Origin of the sequence: Pseudoalteromonas sp. TAE79 (assembly GCF_000498015.1) — a bacterium.
Lineage (GTDB): Bacteria > Pseudomonadota > Gammaproteobacteria > Enterobacterales > Alteromonadaceae > Pseudoalteromonas.
In genome coordinates, this window is record NZ_AUTL01000205.1 from 1 (window position 1) to 18,042 (window position 18,042).

17 protein-coding genes and 3 pseudogenes are annotated in these 18,042 nt (G+C 38.3%); 15 read left to right on the forward strand and 5 right to left on the reverse strand.

Annotation, left to right across the window (positions count from 1 at the left end; all coding sequences use genetic code 11):
- The 9 genes and pseudogenes from L655_RS0115325 to L655_RS0115365 form a co-directional block, all read left to right on the forward strand.
- Window positions 1–258, forward strand: a pseudogene (locus L655_RS0115325) (hypothetical protein); the annotation flags it as partial.
- Between the two features lie 251 nt (window positions 259–509).
- Window positions 510–1,466, forward strand: a pseudogene (locus L655_RS01000000125715) (phosphotransferase).
- Between the two features lie 146 nt (window positions 1,467–1,612).
- The gene (upp, locus tag L655_RS0115335; RefSeq protein ID WP_024591723.1) at window positions 1,613–2,242 is read left to right on the forward strand and encodes a uracil phosphoribosyltransferase; all 630 of its coding nucleotides are present in this window, start codon (window positions 1,613–1,615) and stop codon (window positions 2,240–2,242) included.
- A gap of 9 nt (window positions 2,243–2,251) precedes the next feature.
- Window positions 2,252–3,490: a uracil-xanthine permease family protein gene (locus tag L655_RS0115340; protein ID WP_024605497.1), complete on the forward strand. Its 1,239-nt coding sequence runs from the start codon at window positions 2,252–2,254 to the stop codon at window positions 3,488–3,490.
- A gap of 145 nt (window positions 3,491–3,635) precedes the next feature.
- Entirely contained in the window at window positions 3,636–5,381 is a 1,746-nt protein-coding gene (locus L655_RS0115345) for an HAD-IIB family hydrolase (protein WP_024605498.1), read from the forward strand.
- A complete protein-coding gene (locus tag L655_RS0115350) occupies window positions 5,374–6,594 on the forward strand; it encodes a glycosyl transferase (protein WP_002958673.1) in 1,221 nt (406 codons plus the stop codon). Before L655_RS0115345 ends, L655_RS0115350 begins: the two co-directional genes overlap by 8 nt.
- Before the next feature lie 55 nt (window positions 6,595–6,649).
- Window positions 6,650–8,428 (forward strand): sugar phosphorylase, encoded by a 1,779-nt coding sequence (locus L655_RS0115355; protein ID WP_024603160.1) that lies wholly within the window; start codon window positions 6,650–6,652, stop codon window positions 8,426–8,428.
- A gap of 169 nt (window positions 8,429–8,597) precedes the next feature.
- Window positions 8,598–8,987 carry a cytochrome b562 gene (locus L655_RS0115360; protein ID WP_002958671.1) on the forward strand — a complete coding sequence of 130 codons (390 nt, stop codon included), beginning with the start codon at window positions 8,598–8,600 and terminating at the stop codon, window positions 8,985–8,987.
- A gap of 83 nt (window positions 8,988–9,070) precedes the next feature.
- Window positions 9,071–9,457 (forward strand): OsmC family protein, encoded by a 387-nt coding sequence (locus L655_RS0115365; RefSeq protein ID WP_008170108.1) that lies wholly within the window; start codon window positions 9,071–9,073, stop codon window positions 9,455–9,457.
- Window positions 9,458–9,519: 62 nt separating this feature from the next.
- On the opposite strand, the gene ykgO is transcribed toward L655_RS0115365, so the two are convergent.
- Both ykgO and L655_RS0115375 read right to left on the reverse strand, forming a co-directional pair.
- Window positions 9,520–9,654 carry a type B 50S ribosomal protein L36 gene (gene ykgO, locus L655_RS0115370; RefSeq protein WP_024595239.1) on the reverse strand — a complete coding sequence of 45 codons (135 nt, stop codon included), beginning with the start codon at window positions 9,652–9,654 and terminating at the stop codon, window positions 9,520–9,522.
- Window positions 9,651–9,917 carry a type B 50S ribosomal protein L31 gene (locus tag L655_RS0115375; RefSeq protein ID WP_007580864.1) on the reverse strand — a complete coding sequence of 89 codons (267 nt, stop codon included), beginning with the start codon at window positions 9,915–9,917 and terminating at the stop codon, window positions 9,651–9,653. The genes ykgO and L655_RS0115375 overlap by 4 nt, the downstream gene beginning before the upstream one ends.
- A gap of 241 nt (window positions 9,918–10,158) precedes the next feature.
- Here L655_RS0115375 and L655_RS0115380 point away from each other — a divergent pair, with 241 nt between their 5' ends.
- Both L655_RS0115380 and L655_RS0115385 read left to right on the forward strand, forming a co-directional pair.
- A complete protein-coding gene (locus L655_RS0115380) occupies window positions 10,159–10,428 on the forward strand; it encodes a hypothetical protein (RefSeq protein ID WP_007580861.1) in 270 nt (89 codons plus the stop codon).
- 328 nt (window positions 10,429–10,756) lie between these two features.
- Window positions 10,757–11,719, forward strand: coding sequence for a sensor domain-containing diguanylate cyclase (locus tag L655_RS0115385; RefSeq protein WP_024593037.1), 963 nt, complete (start codon window positions 10,757–10,759; stop codon window positions 11,717–11,719).
- Between the two features lie 74 nt (window positions 11,720–11,793).
- Here the strand turns inward: L655_RS0115385 and L655_RS0115390 are convergent, their stop codons facing one another.
- Window positions 11,794–12,834 (reverse strand): metal-dependent hydrolase, encoded by a 1,041-nt coding sequence (locus tag L655_RS0115390; protein ID WP_024605499.1) that lies wholly within the window; start codon window positions 12,832–12,834, stop codon window positions 11,794–11,796.
- A 264-nt stretch (window positions 12,835–13,098) separates the two neighbouring features.
- Window positions 13,099–13,346, reverse strand: a pseudogene (locus L655_RS1000000128065) (LysR family transcriptional regulator); the annotation flags it as partial.
- A gap of 169 nt (window positions 13,347–13,515) precedes the next feature.
- Between L655_RS1000000128065 and L655_RS0115395 the strand changes: the two are divergent.
- On the forward strand, window positions 13,516–13,995 hold the full coding sequence (locus L655_RS0115395) for a hypothetical protein (RefSeq protein WP_024595984.1): 480 nt from the start codon (window positions 13,516–13,518) through the stop codon (window positions 13,993–13,995).
- Between the two features lie 22 nt (window positions 13,996–14,017).
- Here the strand turns inward: L655_RS0115395 and L655_RS0115400 are convergent, their stop codons facing one another.
- Window positions 14,018–14,905 carry a LysR family transcriptional regulator gene (locus L655_RS0115400; RefSeq protein WP_024595985.1) on the reverse strand — a complete coding sequence of 296 codons (888 nt, stop codon included), beginning with the start codon at window positions 14,903–14,905 and terminating at the stop codon, window positions 14,018–14,020.
- Window positions 14,906–15,021: 116 nt separating this feature from the next.
- On the opposite strand from L655_RS0115400, the gene L655_RS0115405 reads away from it, so the two are divergent.
- From L655_RS0115405 to L655_RS0115415, 3 genes are all read left to right on the forward strand, one after another.
- Complete coding sequence (locus tag L655_RS0115405; RefSeq protein ID WP_024605500.1) at window positions 15,022–16,194, forward strand: MFS transporter; 1,173 nt, start codon at window positions 15,022–15,024, stop codon at window positions 16,192–16,194.
- A gap of 417 nt (window positions 16,195–16,611) precedes the next feature.
- Complete coding sequence (gene dkgB / locus L655_RS0115410) at window positions 16,612–17,427, forward strand: 2,5-didehydrogluconate reductase DkgB (RefSeq protein ID WP_024605501.1); 816 nt, start codon at window positions 16,612–16,614, stop codon at window positions 17,425–17,427.
- Window positions 17,428–17,506: 79 nt separating this feature from the next.
- Window positions 17,507–17,794: a putative quinol monooxygenase gene (locus L655_RS0115415; RefSeq protein WP_024605502.1), complete on the forward strand. Its 288-nt coding sequence runs from the start codon at window positions 17,507–17,509 to the stop codon at window positions 17,792–17,794.
- Window positions 17,795–18,042: the final 248 nt, after the last annotated feature.

An 18,042-nucleotide genomic window follows, 5' to 3' on the forward strand; every position in this document is an offset into this window, starting at 1 on the left:
CTTAAATCGTACCTTGAACTTGTTGAATTAACAGGGCGTTGTATACGTGAAGATAAGCGAGGGTATATTGAGAGTTCACACTTACCCTTACTCGAAAGAGTGAATATATCCCCCGAAAACTGGTTAAAGCTCACCACACAATTTACGCGTGTATTTCATGGCGCAGTAGGCAGGCCAGCCTCACAAGAAGGTTATTGTGAAAACTTAAAGCGAAAGCGGCGAGCGAATATCAGTAACTGCGAAAAGCTACTAGCATAAAACTTAAACTACTCAGTACGAAATTAAAACTGCAAATATGCAGTCATTTTCATGCGTGCAATTTAGATTTAATAGGCTAATGACTTATTTAATGGATGAAATGGAAATAACCTGGTGTAGTGGCATAGTGATTTTGGCCACTATTTAAATATAAACTTGTATAAAACCAAGTGGAGCTTTTTTATGCCTTAGTTTTATTAAAAACGTCCACTAATGTTAAACTACAAAAAACTTAATTACTTAATATAGCTATGGCATTTTACATTCCTTTATTACAACCTCACTTTAAGCACATTGAAATTGGCGATACGCTTACATCACTTTGGAGTGGATGTGGCAGTATTGTGCAGTGCCAGCTTGATGATAAAGCCTGCGTTATTAAAGCGATTATAATACCCAGTTATATACACCATCCTAAAATTAAACAAAGCGAATTTGCGCTTAAAAGAAAGCAGCATTCCTAAAGTGTTGAATACACTTTTTATAAGCTTTATAGCCAGTATTTACCAGTACATGCGCAAAGTATTGAATGTATAGGTGCAATTAATAAAGATGATGAATATGCGCTGGTATTTAAGGATTTCACCAAACATGGGTTTGCTCAAGCAGGGCCACAACATGTTAAAGCTATATTAAGGTGGCTTGCACACTTTCATGCGTTTAACTTAAGTAAACCCGCTGAAGGGTTATGGCAGCAAGGCAACTACTGGCATTTAAGCACGCGCCCAGATGAGTTTAATAAACTAAAAGATAACCTTGATAAAAAGTCCGATATTAAAAATATTGCACATAAAATAGATGAGCAACTACAAAGTTGTGCGTACAAAACGCTGATTCATGGCGATGCAAAACTTGCTAATTTTGCAGCAAATGAGCACGATAAAATACTCGGTTATGATTTTCAGTATATAGGTGCAGGTTCTGGGATAATTGATGTAATGTATTTTATGACCAGTTGCTTAAGTGATGCACAATTACACGAGTGCGCTGATGAGTATCTTGCGTATTATTTTGATAATTTAAAGGCTGCTATTACTACTTATCATCCTACAGCACCAGCAGGTAAAATAGCTGACGATTGGCTCGCTTTATGGCCTGCTGCATGGGCTGACTTTTATCGATTTTTAGCTGGCTGGAGCCCCGAGCACCAAAAAATAAATAGTTATATGCAACAGCAAGTAAACAGCTGGTTAGCGAGTAACATTTAATAAACACAACGGGTTGATTGCTTGCATAAATATCAAGCAAAACAGTGCATTTTGGCACGATGTATGAAAATCTCTTTAAAACTACAGGTCAAATGACCTTTTTTAATATAAAATACTGCAAATTCTTGTATCAGTAGGTTTATATCATGGCAATTCACGTTATTTCTCACCCTCTTGTTCAACATAAACTAGGCCTAATGCGAGCGCATGGTATTAGTACTAAAAGCTTTCGTGAATTATGTTCTGAAGTTGGAACCTTATTAACCTACGAAGCAACTAAAAACTTACAGTTAGAAGATAACGAAATTACAGGCTGGGATGGCAATAAATTAAAAGTAGAGCACATAAAAGGTAAAAAAATTACCGTAGTGCCTATTTTGCGTGCTGGTCTTGGCATGATGGACGGTGTTATGCAGTTATTACCAGCCGCTAAAGTAAGTGTTGTTGGTCTTGAACGTAACGAAGAAACACTAGAACCAGTACCATATTTTGAAAAGCTAGTAGGTAATATTGATGAACGCCTAAGCTTAGTTATTGACCCTATGCTTGCAACGGGTGGCTCAATGATTGCCACAATCGATATGCTTAAAAAAGCAGGCTGTAAAGAAATCAAAGTAATTGTACTTGTTGCAGCACCAGAAGGTGTTGAGAGAACACTTGCCGCTCATCCAGATGTAGAAATTTTTACAGCCTCAGTAGATAGTCACTTAAACGAAAAGGGCTATATTATCCCTGGTTTAGGCGATGCAGGCGACAAAATATTCGGTACTGTTTAGGAGTCTTAAGTGCAAAATAATGACACCTTTTCAATAAAAACTATTTTAACGGGCGCGCAAATGCTGTTTGTAGCATTTGGTGCACTGGTATTAGTGCCGCTTTTAACGGGCTTGGATCCTAATGTTGCGCTTTTTACCGCAGGCATTGGTACTTTGCTGTTTCAGGTAGTGACTAAAGGCCAAGTGCCTATATTTTTAGCTTCATCGTTTGCCTTTATTGCTCCCATTATTGCCGCTGTGCAAATGTGGGGCGTACCGGCCACTATGGGCGGCTTAATGGTTGCAGGTTTTGCTTATATTCTTTTAAGCTTATTAGTAAAATTTAAAGGCGTTGCAACGCTTCATAAAATTTTACCGCCTGTTGTTGTAGGCCCAGTAATTATGGTTATTGGTCTTGCGCTTGCTCCTGTTGCTGTAAATATGGCGATGGGTAAAAGTGGCGACGGCAGTATTCAAATTATTGATTACACCAGCGCTATTTATATTTCGTTGTTCTCGTTAGTGGTTACGCTTATTTTTGCAGTATGGGGAAAAGGCGTATTTAAGCTTATACCTATATTAGCAGGGGTTGTAGCGGGTTATTGTTTATCGCTTGGTATGGGCGTTGTGCAATTTGACGCAGTGACTAACGCACAGTGGTTTGCTGTACCAAACTTCACTTGGCCTGAGTTTAAATGGCAGGCTATTTTGTTTATGGTACCTGTAGCAATCGCACCTGCAATTGAACATATTGGCGACATGATGGCTATTAGCCAAGTAACCAATAAAGATTTTTTGAAAAAGCCTGGGCTTCACCGCACTTTATTTGGTGATGGACTTGCTACTTCTGCAGCATCGTTATTTGGTGGTCCGCCTAACACAACTTACTCAGAGGTAACGGGGGCAGTTATGCTTACCAAAAACTTCAATCCTAAAGTAATGATGTGGACAGCCGTTATTGCCATTATTTTAGCGTTTGTAGCTAAAATGGGATCTGGCTTACAGACTATACCTGTACCTGTAATGGGCGGCATTATGATTCTACTTTTTGGCTCTATTGCTGTAGTGGGTTTAAATACATTAGTTAAGTCGGGCGATGATTTAACAGCACCACGTAACTTAAGTATTGTTGCACTTATTTTGGTGTGCGGTATTGGCGGTATGCATATTGGTGGTAGCCAATTTAGTTTAGAGGGCGTAAGTTTATGCGCTATTTTAGGCATTGTGCTCAACCTTGTATTACCTAAGGCGCAGCCTCAAGAGAGTTAATAGTGCACGTAAGTTACAAATGTTGCACCAAAATAGCGCATTTTCAATGCGCTATTTTTTTAACCTATTAATAAATATGCAAAAATAATAATGGTCTAGTATCTGCATTTAATTTCCAGAACGCATCGTATGCAAAGGAGTTACTATGTCAGAGGCCAATATTGTGGATATAACCCCGTTTTTAGCAAAACACCAACTGCCTTTAAAGTATCAATATTTGAGTGAGCAATATTTTGTTCCACTTGCGCATGACATCCTCGAATCTAAAAAAACAAATACTCCTATTTTTGTTGCCATAAATGGATGCCAGGGCTCAGGAAAAACAACACTCGCAGATTTTTTAGTTACGTGGTTTTCTAAAAACACACCACTTAACAGTGTTGCATTGTCTATTGATGACTTTTATTTAGCAAAACAAGCACGTAGTGAACTTGCCAAAGACGTACATCCTCTTTTTACTACTCGCGGAGTACCGGGTACTCACGATGTAGCGTTAATGAATAGCACAATAACTAACTTACTGGCAGGAGAGGTAAACGTACCGCTTCCACGTTTTAATAAACACGAAGACGACAGCGTGCTAGCAAGTGATTGGCTAACAAACGAAAAGCCAGTTGATATTGTTATTTTAGAAGGGTGGTGTGTAGGCAGTGAGCCACAACCGTTGTTTTCATTGAGTGAGCCGCTTAACGAGTTAGAACACCAGTTTGATAAAGAAGGCGTTTGGCGCCGCTGTGTAAATAGCTGTTTGGCAAATGAATATAAAGCCGTTTTTAACCTAATTGATTATACCGTTATGCTAAAAGCACCGAGTTTTAGTGATGTTTTTACATGGCGACAAGAGCAAGAACAAAAGCTAATAGCCAAAAAAGGTGAAGGCTCAGGCACCATGACTAACGAGCAATTGGTGTATTTTATTTCTCATTTTGAGCGCATTACGCGTGAGAACTTAAACACACTGAGCGCTAAAGCAAATGCTTTAATTGAACTTGATAGCAACCGAGATATTAGCGGTATGCACCTAACGAGTGATGACACCCTTCAACCTATTATTTTTACAGATTTGGACGGTACATTACTCGATCACGCCGATTACAATACAAATAATATCAGTGAGTTATTACAGCAGCTGCAAAATGCGCATATTCCTGTGGTGTTTAATACCAGCAAAACTTTTTGCGAAGTTATAGAGCTTAAAAACGATTTAAATATTCAACAGCCTTTTATTGTCGAAAACGGTGCAGCGGTATTTATTCCAGAAGACTATTTTGAATTAAAGCCAATTGGTTGTAAAAAAGTAGGCGCTTATTGGTGCTACGCAATGGCAAAGCCGTTATCGAGTTTATTAAATGATTTAAATACTTTAAAGGCGGATTATAAAGCGCATTACAAATTGTTTAGTGACTTATCGAGTGAGCAAATATCAGAGCTTACCGGGCTAAACGATGCACAAGCAAGGCGCGCACAAACTCGCGATTATTCAGACCCTCTTTATTGGTATGGCAACGACGAATTGCTCACAGCCTTTGTAAACGATGTTGAAGCACTCGGCTACGATATAAAAATTGGCGGACGCTTCATTCATATTGCCAAAAATACCGATAAAAGCGCTGCACAGCAGTGGTTAGTTAAACAGTTTACCCATCATTTCAGAAAGTCTCTCACGGTTATAGCACTGGGTGATAGCGATAACGATAAGCAAATGTTAGAACACGCAAATATCGCCATTATTATTGCCAATCCGGCGAGTAAAAAGCCGGTTAAATTGTCGCACAACAAAGCACGATATTCTCAATCACCAGCACCGCTGGGCTGGATTGAAGAAATAACGTCGTTGCCGTGTATTAGCAGTATTTTAAGTATTTCTGAGGAGCAAACATCTCATGGCTGATTTTTATCAAAATGGCATTATTACAACACTACATAATATTGCCGACAGACCAATAGAAGACCTAGAAAAAGAGCTACTTACTTTTAGTAAGCAGCGCCCTATGGGGTTAATACTTCCTTCGTTATTTAGTGAACTTGAAGGCCCTGCGCTGCAAAATATAGTTAGTGAATTACGCGAAGTACCATATTTATCACAAATTACGATAGGCTTAGATAGAGCCGACGAAGCACAATACCGTCATGCACTAGGCTTTTTTAAAGAGCTAAACCAAAATCATAAAGTATTATGGAACGACGGCCCACGCTTACAAGCACTAGATAAAGAATTACAAGAGCTAGGTGTTGCCCCACGCGAGCTGGGTAAAGGGCGTAATGTGTGGTACTGCATGGGCTATAAATTAGCAACAGCAGAAGTAGAGTCTATCGCGCTGCATGATTGTGATATTTTAACCTACGATAGAAGCCTACTTGCTCGCTTAATTTACCCCGTTGCGCATCCGCGTTTTAACTATGAATTTTGTAAAGGGTTTTACCCGCGTACTGCTAATGGCAAAATTAATGGCCGTGTATCGCGCTTATTAGTAACGCCACTGCTTCGCTCATTTAAAACAATTTTAGGCAATACCGACTACCTTGAATATATGGACTCTTTTAGATACCCACTTGCAGGTGAGTTTTCGTTTAGACGCGATGTATTAAACGATATTCGCATTCCAAGTGATTGGGGCCTTGAAATAGGTGTACTGAGTGAAATGTATCGTAACTATTCGCATAACCGCTTGTGCCAAGTAGATATTGCCGATAATTACGATCATAAACACCAAGAACTTTCACTTGATGATCAAAGTGCAGGTTTGTCTAAAATGTCGATTGATATTACTAAGGCATTGTTTAGAAAGCTGGCGACTCAAGGTGTTACTTTTACCAGCGAAACAATTCGTTCATTAAAAGCGACTTATTACCGTATCGGTCTAGATTTTATAGAAACGTATCATAACGACGCGCTAATGAACGGGTTAACGCTTGATGTACACCAAGAAGAAAAAGCAGTAGAAATGTTTGCACAAAATATTATGGAAGCAGGGCAACACTTTTTAGAAAACCCAATGGAAGCGCCATTTGTGCCAAGTTGGAACCGTGTTGTATCTGCAATGCCAGACGTACTTGAGCGCTTAAAAGAAGCCGTAGAGCTAGATAACGAAGAATATAGTTAACCTGCGTGCAGGTTAACTAGCCTATAAGTCTAAACAATAAATATTAGGGGCGCATGTGAGCACAGTTAGCGAATTATTTTTACAACGAGTAGAGCAACATCTTCATATTATTTATGAGGGTGTTGAGCTGCCTTTATCGGTTACTGAGCTTGCTCAGCAACTTATTAAAATTATATTAGGTAGCAATGCACTGCGCGACCCGACACCCCATACAAACCGATGGGATGAACAAGATATAGTATTGATTGCTTATGGCGACTCTATTATAAAACACGATGATAGCGAATTTGCCGTATCGAGCCCAATGGAGGCACCGCTTAAAACACTACACCGGTTTATAAAAGAGCAATGTGATATGCAGCTAAATGCGCTGCACATATTGCCATTTTACCCGTACAGCTCAGATGAAGGCTTTGCCGTAATGAACTACGTGCAAGTGAATGAGTCGTTAGGTGATTGGGGAGATATTCAAAACATCGCTAAAGACGTAAAGTTAATGGCAGATTTAGTTATTAACCATTGCTCAAGCAGAAGCGTATGGTTTGAGAACTTTTTAAATGATTTACACCCGGGTAAAGATTATTTTAAAACGGCGAGCTTAACGGATGATTTAAGCCAAGTTGTACGCCCGCGAACCTCATCGTTATTAAATACTGTAACAACGCCAAGCGGTGAAAAGCACGTATGGTGTACGTTTAGTCACGATCAGGTTGATTTTGACTTTGGCAATCCTGATGTACTTAAAGAGTTTGTGGGAATAATTAGGCATTATTTAGACAATGGCGTACGTTTATTTAGACTCGATGCGGTTGCATTTTTGTGGAAACAGCTTAATACAAGTTGTATTAACTTGCCGCAAACACATGAAGCCGTAAGGCTAATGCGAACACTTATTGAGCACGCAGAGCCCAGCGTAGTTATAATTACCGAAACCAATATTCCAAACCAAGAAAACCTGTCTTATTTTGGTAATGCCAACGAAGCGCACAGTATTTATAACTTTGCCTTACCGCCATTGTTGCTACACACATTACTTAGCGGAGATAGTACAGCAATTAAACATTGGATGATGAGTATGCCGCCTGCGCAAAATGGTACTGCATACTTTAACTTTATAGCCTCGCACGATGGAGTAGGGCTCAGACCAATTGAAGGTTTACTACAACCTAGCGAAGTGGCGTCACTAGTAAGTACAACCATGCAGTTTGGTGGTCGTGTATCTATGCGTACAAGTAACGATGGCACACATACACCGTACGAGCTAAATATTGCTTTATTTGATGCACTTCAAGGGACGCACAATGGCCCCGATAAGTTTGGCCTTGAGCGATTTATGTGTGCTCACGCAATTATGTTTGCGCTTGAAGGTATCCCAGGGCTTTATATTCATAGTTTGTTGGGTACAACTAACGATTACGACCGATTTGAAAATTCACAGCATAACCGCGCTATTAACCGCCATCGTTGGCAAGAATCAAAGCTACTCGCGGCAATTGGTGAAAAGTACAGTCATCATCATAAAGTGTTTAACGGCATAAAAAGCTTATTGGCAGTGCGCAAAAAGCAGAGTGCCTTTCACCCCAATGCTACACAGTTTACGCTGCATTTAGCGGGTGGTTTATTTGGCTTTTGGAGGCAAAGTATAGACAGACGCCAAAGCATATTTTGTGTTTATAACATTAGCGATAAACCACAAACGCTCACATTGGCCGACTTAAACTTAATTAACACCCAAAAGTGGTTTGATTTGGTGGCAGATAAAACGATTGAAGAAAGCCAATTAACGATAGAGCTAGAACCATACCAAAGCGTGTGGCTGAGTAATATTAAATAAGCTTTAACTCATTATAAAAGTCTGCAAATGCAGGCTTTTTTATTGTCTAAACGTTGTAGTTACTTACTGTAAAGCCCCTTTACAGCACTTAACGGTTCACTATATCTGTTGAGTTACTTTTATGAGCATAATTGATACAATTAGCCTTCTTTTATTTATAGGGTTTTTCATGAAGTATTTTTATTTAGCTATTACGTTATTATTTAGCTCATTGGTTTTAGCCGAGGAACCTGTCGATCTTGAAATAAATATGAAAAATACGGGCCTTGCGTATAAACAAGCAGTACAGGCAACTCAACTTAGTGAATTTAATACTGCGATTGATGAATTTATAAAGCTAGTAAAAGTAAGTAAAACAGGTAAGTTTTACAAAAAGCCTGAGCAGTCATTGCAGGGCCTTGATAAAGTAATTGCCCAAGCTGAGCTTGCAAAAAAAGCAGCGAATGAGCAGGGTCTAAGTGCAGCAAAAGAACCGTTAAAAAATATAGATAATTTACGTAAAAAATATCATGAGCTACATGAGCCTCCAGGGTTCTTTGAATTACTGTTCGGTTCATAAACCTAAACTATATGTATCTTTAGTCGCTACTTTTAAGCTAATTGCGTTAAAAGTATCTGCAGCAATAAATATAAGGAAACACAATGGAAATTTCAGTTTCAATGTTAGAAGGCCAAAAGCAAAGCGCTAAATTTGGCGACCTAGAAGTAATAAGCGATCAAAGTGTAAACGCAGGTGGCAATGCAGAGCATCCAGAACCGTTTGATTATTTTTTAGTAAGTATGGTTTTATGTGCAGGTTTTTATGCGCGTAAGTTTTGCGAGCAGCGTGATATTTCAACGCAAGGTATGACGCTTACTCAAAATAACGAAAATGTAGATGACAACGGTAAAAAGCTATTTTCAATTGAGATTAACTTACCAGAAGGCTTCCCTGATAAATATAAAAAGGCGCTTATTGCAGCCGTTAATACCTGTACGGTAAAAAAAGTAATTCAGGCAGTGCCAGAGTTTTCAGTAGTGGTAAAATAGTCCCCCTAAATTAGGTAGCTTAAGCAAGCTACCTAATTATAAGTTGAGCATCCCCGTTTAACTTATTTCTTTTTCATTCCTTGTACTGCTTTAAAGCGTGGGTTGTTTTTACAAATTACGAATACGCGACCTTTGCGTTTTACAATTTGACACTCCGGACGTTGCTTAGCACTTTTAAGAGAGCTTAATACTTTCATACCTTTTCCTTTTTAACAGTCGATAAACTTTTAAAACGACGATTAAACTGCGCAACGCGGCCATCTGTAGCGGTTGTTTTTTGCTTGCCTGTATAAAATGGGTGCGAGTCACTTGATACATCAATAGGTACGTATGGATATGTATTACCGTCTATTTCTACTGTGCGGCTCGTTTTTATGGTTGAGCCAATAATAAAGTAAGAATCGGCAGCGGTATCGTGAAAAGCAACCACGTGGTAATCAGGATGAATATTTGGTTTCATAATACGCCTCAATAAATGATATGTGATAGTATATCATTTTAATTTAACGTATTTATTCTCCCATTGCAAATTATTTAAATGTTCCTCAAAAAGGGCGTAATTGCTGGCTATTTGCGCAAACAAATCAAAAAATAAGCACTTGAATCAAAAATGCTGGCTATTGGCGTTTAGGCTGTTATAACTATATTTAAGAGTTAAAACGTTAACAAATACGGTTATAAAGTTATTACAGAGGTTATGTATGAGTGACGCAACACAACAACAAGAACAAATTGATCAAGGGGTGATGGAAACCCTAAGAGAGCGCGACCACAGTACCTTGGCGCAACAAGTAAATCCTTTAACCTGCAACCACAATGATATTGTAGAGTTACTAGCAAGGTATATGGCACTAAGCGAGCAAGAAGATGATGAGCTGTTTGATGATTGGTTTGATAACCTAACTAAAGAGCAACATACTGTTTTAAAAGTATTTGAAGTTTACCGTGGACAATATGAGCACCAAAATTAAAGTGTTTATTTTTGTAAGTATGCCAAATCCAGTGGTTATTTAAATAAAACTAAATAGCCACTACTACTTTTTCATTAAAGAGTAGCTATGTTGTATCAGCCACTACTCCCACCTGTTTAAATCATAATTTTTTGCGGATTGAATCTTATCTTTATTTAGGCACGACTTACTGATATTTATAAATATTTATTTATTGCTATTTTTAGGTAATGTTCTAGTTTGAATAGGCAGACTGTTTATAGTTTAAATAAGTTTATCGGATTATATACTCGAAAATATTCGCTCCAGTTTCGTAATTTATAAAACATTTAAAATTAATAGAGCTTTAATGATTAAACCTGAGATTCCAAATAACGAAGCTGAGCGATTACACGCGCTTAGAGCATTAAAAATTCTAGATACGTCTCATGAAGAGCGATTTGATCGTGTTACTCGTATTGCCAAGCGTATGTTTAATGTTTCTATTTCATTGGTTACTTTGATTGACGAAGACCGCCAGTGGTTTAAATCAAGACAGGGGCTCGATGCGCCTGAGCTTCCTCGCGAAACCTCATTTTGTGGCCACACCATAAATCAAGACGAGTTATTAATAATCCCAGATACAGCTCAAGACGAAAGGTTTTTTGATAACCCCTTTGTTACAGGCGATCCTAAAGTACGCTTTTATGCAGGTTTTCCTTTAAAATTAAGGGAGGGAGTCATTATAGGCACTTTGTGCCTTGCCGATAATAAACCTAGACAACTCAATGATGAAGAAAAACAATTACTAAGAGATTTAGGCACGTTAGTCGAGCGAGAAATTCAATCAATTCAACTAGCCACAATTGATGAGTTAACAAGAATCTCTAATCGACGTGGCTTTTTAAACCTTGCCGAACATACGCTAAATGTATGTAGGCGAAATAAAGTATCAATGTCGTTTATATTGTTTGATCTCAATAAGTTTAAACAAATTAATGATATTTATGGACACCACGAAGGCGATTTTGTATTAAATAAATTTGCACAAATTATGCTTAGTTCATTTCGTGATTGTGAAGTCATAGGTCGACTTGGCGGAGATGAATTTGTTGCGATGTTAAGCGACTCAGACGAGACAAAAGCAGAGTTTGTTTTACAAAGGTTTGCGGATGCAATAGCGCATGCTAATAATACCTTAAACAAGCCATACAAAATTGACTACAGTGTAGGGGTAACACACTTTAAACACGATACAGGTAAATCAGTTGAGGATATGATTCAAGATGCTGATGTTGCAATGTATCAGCAAAAAAAGCAGCAATCACTTTAGTGAACTATTTAGTTTAATTGCTGCTTGAACTTCACTTAACTTCCTCATGCTAGTATGAATCTTATAATATGCCGTTATTCGCTATTGCAGTCATTTTTTGCCACGGGTGATGCTAAAGACACATTTGGTTGCCAAACCCTGTTCCATATTTTATGAAGATTGTTTAAGTTTGGTCTTTGACTTATTTTTTCAAAGTTACCAATGCTCACTTCTGAATCATTTTTTTGACCGACTACAAAATTAAACACATAGTTGCACTCCATGCCCATACGTAAATCAGAAAGTACAATATTGCTTTGCTGTTGGCGCACCGAATAAAACCCTTTAGTAAACCACTGCAAGCGTTTTATAGCCCATTCATCGCTAATATTATTTAACAGTGAAGGCGTTGTTTGATAAGCCGTTAATGTAACATCGCTGGGTGCGTCAAATACTGATGCATAACCTTCGTAGTATTGTCCGTCAGACATCACAACAATACGCCACAGCAAAGTGGTTAGCGGAGCAGGCGTACTAACATACGCATTTACTGGTATTTGTCTGTTGTTGAGAGCCGTTTTTACTTTGTCATCAATATTTACTTTTAAAATTAAAGCGCAAAATAAATATAGACTACTTAAAACTAAAGCCGCTGCATTTATACGATAAGCCGTTGCTGCTTTTATTTTGGGTATTAGCGTACATATTACGCCAATTAATAAAGGAAGCGTGTAAGCAGGGTCAATAATAAATACACTAGAAACCGCAAAGGGGTACTCAGTAAAAGGCCAGAGTAGTTGTGTACCGTATACCGTTAGGCTGTCTAATAGGGCATGTGTAGATAAACTTAAAAATACTAGCCAAAACCAGCGCACTTTATAAATTTGCATTCCCGCGTGTACTTTTAATATTAGCCATACAATGAGCGGGCTAATTAATAAATGTATTAATAACGAATGGCTAAAGCCACGGTGATAAGTAAATGCTTCTACAGATCCGCCATATGGCAAAAATACATCTAAATCAGGGAGCGTGCCTAAAATTGCTCCCCATAAAACGGCTTTTCGACCTATTTTATTGCCTAATACCGCATAACCTACAGCACTGCCTAATGCTACCTGCGTTAAAGAATCCATTTTAATTAATACCTTTAATTACTACTTTTATTATTTATACTTTTTGATTATTAAAAAGCGTCAAAAAATCGGTTAAAACATTTAATAAGCATATTAATATTAATATACAGAGCTTATAAACTAAGCCTAAGCTTTATGAAATCTAAAAAAGCCACAATTCGCGATGATACCGCACTGTTTCGCCGCTGCTTGCGCTAAGCGAAAACGTAAATAAAATGAGTTTTACTAACGGCCAAGTTTACGAGCATGTAAGTTCGAATCTTATAAATCACCAATACGTATGGCTAAGTCTGTTTTATGCTCGAGTAAATTAATAGTACTGCCGTGTGAGGTTATATCAAGCGTTATGTGAGGGTATTACTTAGCGAATTCACCAATTAAAGGCGTAAGTTGATTCAATACAAAAGGGTTTGCCGCATCTATTAGTTGCTTGCCATTTGGCGCTTGTTTTAAAGCTTTATGGCGTTTTCATCTGTGCATAAAATATTTAGCCTTTCGCAGGCGTATTTTAAAAGTATAGCTTTCCTAGCATTTTAAATTAAGCAAAATAATACCCCGTGGCGACTTATAAATCCTGTTGCCGTTTAAAGTACGGACGGTCAATTTGTTACCATGTTTGGAATGATAATTGCTTCTAATTATAAAAATAAAGTCGTCAATTTTTAGACACATGAGGCAAAAATGAATTTTGGAACTCTTTCTTCACAGTTATACAATGACAATAGCTATTCGAATCTAAGTAATTTAAATAAAAACACTGTAAAAACGGATGATCCTAGTAAAAGTCCAGAGGCTAAAGCAGACTCTTCTTTAAATAAAGACGCCGAAAAAACTACGAGCTCTACTGCAGCTACTGAAGACGCAAAGTCTATCATTAGCAGCGAAACAGAAGATTCGAGTGACAATTCAGCAGTTCAAATGAATAAAGCGATCGAGTCAATTAAAGATTTACAGAGTAAAATAAGAGAAATGACCAATAGTTCTGATACGCCCACAGGGGAAGCGATAGAAGAGCTAAGCGAACTTAAAAAGCAACTCGATAGTGAGCTATCGTCGATACAATTGACAGTGCGAAAAAATGTATCTACTTTAATGGATTCAATGTTTTCATCATCTTCAGATAATAAAAATTCAGGTTTGCTTTTTAATAACCAAGCATAATTTAACTTGCTTTTTAATATAGTTATAAGCTTAGTCGTGGCTTTATAAAATCTAAAAAAGCCACAATTCGAGACGATACCGCACTGCTTTTATAATACACGGCTTGTACAACCTCTCGGTTATTAGGAGAGCTAACTGCACTGGGTAACACTTCAACTAATTTACCTGTTTTTAGGTCATTGCCAATCATAAAGTGAGAAAGTAGCGCAACGCCTTGGTTTGCAATACATAGTTGGCGCACTGTTTCGCCGCTGCTTGCGCTAAGTGAAAACGTAAATAAAGCGGGCTTTACTAACGGCCAAGTGTTTAATTTAGGGGAGTCACTAAAGCCAATTATCTTGTGATTTTGTAAGTCATCTATTTGCGTAATTGCTGTGTTGTTTTTTATATATTCTGGGCTGGCTACAATACGTAACTGGCTGCTGCCAAGTTTACGAGCATGTAAATTTGAGTCTTTTAAATCACCAATACGTATGGCTAAATCGGTTTTATGTTCAAGTAAATCAATAATGCTGTCGTGGGAGGTTATATCAAGCGTTATGTGGGGGTATTGTTTGGCAAATTCGCCAATTAAAGGCGTAAGTTGGTGCAATACAAAAGGGCTTGCAGCATCTATTCGCAGCTTGCCACTTGGCGCTTGTTTTAAAAGCTTTATGGCCTCTTCACCGGTATAAAGCGTATTTAACCCTTCACGCGCAAATTTTATAAAAGTATGGCCTTCTTCAGTAAGCTCTAATCGGCGTGTTGTTCTGTTTAGCAAAGTACATTGCAATGTATTTTCAAGGCGTGATACAGCTCGCGACACTTTAGCCACCTGTTGATCGAGCAAATTAGCCGCTCCCGAAAAGCTTCCGCAATCTACTACCGTTATAAACGTTTCTAAATCTTCAGTTTTTGAATGAACAGCCATAAGTATACCAACATCACCTTTGCATTATTAACAAAAGTATTTTGTCACTAATACTATTTTTTGCAAATGATATTTTAGCCAAACTACATTCTTCAAATATTAATGAGGATATAACTATGCCATTGGCTTTGTGGGCGCTTACCTTAAGCGCATTTGCAATAGGAACAACTGAGTTTGTAATAGTGGGTTTAGTACCGACCATTGCAAGCGACTTAGGCGTAAGCCTACCTTCAGCAGGTTTGCTTGTAAGTTTATATGCGGTTGGCGTTGCCATTGGTGCGCCGGTGCTAACAGCTTTAACGGGTCGTTGGAATCGTAAAGTGGTACTAATAAGTTTAATGGGCTTATTTGTATTGGGTAACTTACTTGCTTGGCAAGCGCCAAGTTACGAAACATTAATACTTGCGCGCATTTTAACGGGGCTTGCCCATGGTGTGTTTTTTTCAATCGGATCGATGATTGCCACAAGTCTAGTGAGTAAAGACAAAGAAGCCAGTGCAATTGCCATTATGTTTACCGGGCTTACTGTAGCACTAGTAACAGGTGTGCCACTAGGTACATGGATTGGACAACACTTTGGTTGGCGTGCAACGTTTTTAGTTGTGTCGGTACTAGGTTTAATTGCATTGATCGGCAGCTCTATTTTAGTGCCAAAAAACTTAAAACAATCAATACCAGCCACGTTTAAAGAACAACTACAAGTAATCGTAAAACCGCGTTTATTACTCGTGTATTTAATGACGATATTGGGATACGGCGGCACGTTTACAGCGTTTACTTATTTAGCACCTATTTTAGAGCAACAAACAGGTTTTGCGCCTTCGGCTATTGCCTTAATAATGCTTGTTTACGGTGTATCGGTAGCGATAGGTAATATTTGGGGTGGAAAGTTGGCCGACAAACGCGGCCCAATTAGCGCACTGAGCATTATATTCAGCGCTTTGAGTATTATTTTACTGATATTTACCTTTACGATGGGATCAAAAATTGCCGCTGTACTTACTATTTTAGTATGGGGCGCATTTGCTTTTGGTAATGTGCCGGGCTTGCAACTTTATGTAGTAAAGCAAGCGCAAAAGCAAACGCCAAATGCGGTAGATGTTGCATCAGGTTTAAACATAGCCGCATTTAATATTGGTATTGCACTTGGCTCAATTATTGGCGGTAGTGTAGTAGAGAACATGACACTGCAAGATACAGCATGGATAGGCGCCGTTATCTCTGTTTTAGCACTTGGTGTTACACGCTACAGCGGTATGCTTGATAGACGTGAAATTCAGCAAGCATAAAGCCTTAGCAGGGTCTGTTGACCTTTTAGGATTAAATTTGTTCAATCTAGGGAGGATTTAATCACGGAGCGAGGTTTGTAACCTAGTGGGCTAAGTAAAAATCGAGGGACAAAGAGTAAATCCACCCTAGGAAGAACCTACAGGCAGCGCGTATTTGGCATTTATGCTGCGTTATCGCCTATTAATGTGGAACAACCACACTGCATAGGCTCTGCCTTGCCTAAATACCAAATACACTGCTGCAAATGTAATCTCTAAAGATTAACAGACCCTAACCTTGAAACTAAAATTAATGACCTCATACCTGTTATGAGGTCATTAATTTTTAAGTGACAGCCGTAATAAGAAGTAAAAGGTGTATTTCGTAAAACTTTTAAAAGTTTGTATTTCAAACCGATTATTTTATAAGGATAAACCATGACAAAACGTGTAATAGAAATGCCAGAACTAGGTATGGGAACATTCCGCTTAGAGGGCGACACTGCCTATAACTCAGTAAAAATGGCACTCGAAGTTGGGTTTCGCCATATTGATACCGCACAAATTTATGGCAACGAAGAGCAAGTAGGTCAAGCCATAAAAGATAGTAATATTCCGCGCAGTGAAATATTCTTAACCACCAAAGTGTGGAATAACAAATTAAATAAAAGCGACTTTATCCCAAGCGTTAAAAAGTCACTTGAAAAGCTACAAGTTGATTCGGTCGACTTACTGCTAATTCATTGGCCATCGCCTGCTAACGACGAGCCAATGAGTGAATACCTCACTGAATTACTAAAAGCGAAGCAGCTTGGTTTAACTAAGCACATTGGTGTATCAAACTTCACCATTGCAAACTTAAATGAAGCAATGCAAACACTTGACTCGCGTGAAATATTTACCAATCAGGTTGAGGTTCACCCATATTTAACTAATACTAAATTGCGTGCATTTTGTGCTCAGCACGATATACACGTGACAGCGTACATGCCATTTGTAGTAGGCAAAGTACTTAAAGATCAAACCATTATCGACATTGCTAAAAAGCACGATGCAAGTCCAGCACAAGTTGTTTTAGCATGGGTTAACGCAAGCGGCATGACGACAATTCCATCATCAACTAAGCGCAAAAACTTAGAAGATAACTTTAACGACCACGTTAAGTTAGATGATGAAGACATAGCCCGCATTGATGGTCTTGATTGTGGCGACCGCCAAGCAACACCAGACTTTGCGCCGCAGTGGGATCAGTAAACTTACCTCAAACGCAAAGTTAAACTAAATATTTTAAGGTGTAGATTATCTACACCTTAACTTTTAAAAAGGAATACACATGTTAACGGTTATAGCGGCACTATCGTGCAAAAATATTGATGCAGATGTAATGCTTACAGCACTTGAAAACTTACAAAAGTCATCGCGCCAAGAAGTAGGGTGCTTACGTTATGAACTATCGGTAAAAAGTGATAATGAACATACCGATTACGTTGTTAGCGAACAGTGGGCGTCTGACGAGCACTTTGAAGCGCATAAAAACGAGCCACACTTTAAAGCATTTGGTACGCAAGTTACTGGGCTTTTAACCAATAGTAGTATTGATGTATATAAATCAATTGGTTAAATTCTTTTTATAGTGCCTATTATGGTACGTATTAAAATACTTAGCTAAATTACATATCATAAAGTAAATACTCAAATAGGTGCTGTTAACTTACATCACCTTTTATTCTTACACTCCAACCTGCCTAAATACTCAACTTCGCCAATATCAATGAAACCTATTAGGACTAATGCCGATCATTTAAGAAATAGTTAATAGCACTTGAACGATCTTCTAGGTATGTAAGAATCCGAATTCTTTTGTAGAAT

Excerpts from the sequence above, each read along its gene's own strand:
- L655_RS0115360 (WP_002958671.1), top strand. The coding sequence starts at position 8,598 with ATGAAGTATTTTTATTTAGCTATTACGTTATTATTTAGCTCATTGGTT.
- L655_RS0115390 (WP_024605499.1), bottom strand. The coding sequence starts at position 12,834 with ATGGATTCTTTAACGCAGGTAGCATTAGGCAGTGCTGTAGGTTATGCG.
- L655_RS0115375 (WP_007580864.1), bottom strand. The coding sequence starts at position 9,917 with ATGAAACCAAATATTCATCCTGATTACCACGTGGTTGCTTTTCACGAT.
- L655_RS0115365 (WP_008170108.1), top strand. The coding sequence starts at position 9,071 with ATGGAAATTTCAGTTTCAATGTTAGAAGGCCAAAAGCAAAGCGCTAAA.
- L655_RS0115350 (WP_002958673.1), top strand. The coding sequence starts at position 5,374 with ATGGCTGATTTTTATCAAAATGGCATTATTACAACACTACATAATATT.
- L655_RS0115385 (WP_024593037.1), top strand. The coding sequence starts at position 10,757 with ATGATTAAACCTGAGATTCCAAATAACGAAGCTGAGCGATTACACGCG.
- L655_RS0115400 (WP_024595985.1), bottom strand. The coding sequence starts at position 14,905 with ATGGCTGTTCATTCAAAAACTGAAGATTTAGAAACGTTTATAACGGTA.
- L655_RS0115415 (WP_024605502.1), top strand. The coding sequence starts at position 17,507 with ATGTTAACGGTTATAGCGGCACTATCGTGCAAAAATATTGATGCAGAT.
- dkgB (WP_024605501.1), top strand. The coding sequence starts at position 16,612 with ATGACAAAACGTGTAATAGAAATGCCAGAACTAGGTATGGGAACATTC.
- L655_RS0115380 (WP_007580861.1), top strand. The coding sequence starts at position 10,159 with ATGAGTGACGCAACACAACAACAAGAACAAATTGATCAAGGGGTGATG.
- ykgO (WP_024595239.1), bottom strand. The coding sequence starts at position 9,654 with ATGAAAGTATTAAGCTCTCTTAAAAGTGCTAAGCAACGTCCGGAGTGT.
- L655_RS0115395 (WP_024595984.1), top strand. The coding sequence starts at position 13,516 with ATGAATTTTGGAACTCTTTCTTCACAGTTATACAATGACAATAGCTAT.
- upp (WP_024591723.1), top strand. The coding sequence starts at position 1,613 with ATGGCAATTCACGTTATTTCTCACCCTCTTGTTCAACATAAACTAGGC.
- L655_RS0115405 (WP_024605500.1), top strand. The coding sequence starts at position 15,022 with ATGCCATTGGCTTTGTGGGCGCTTACCTTAAGCGCATTTGCAATAGGA.
- L655_RS0115345 (WP_024605498.1), top strand. The coding sequence starts at position 3,636 with ATGTCAGAGGCCAATATTGTGGATATAACCCCGTTTTTAGCAAAACAC.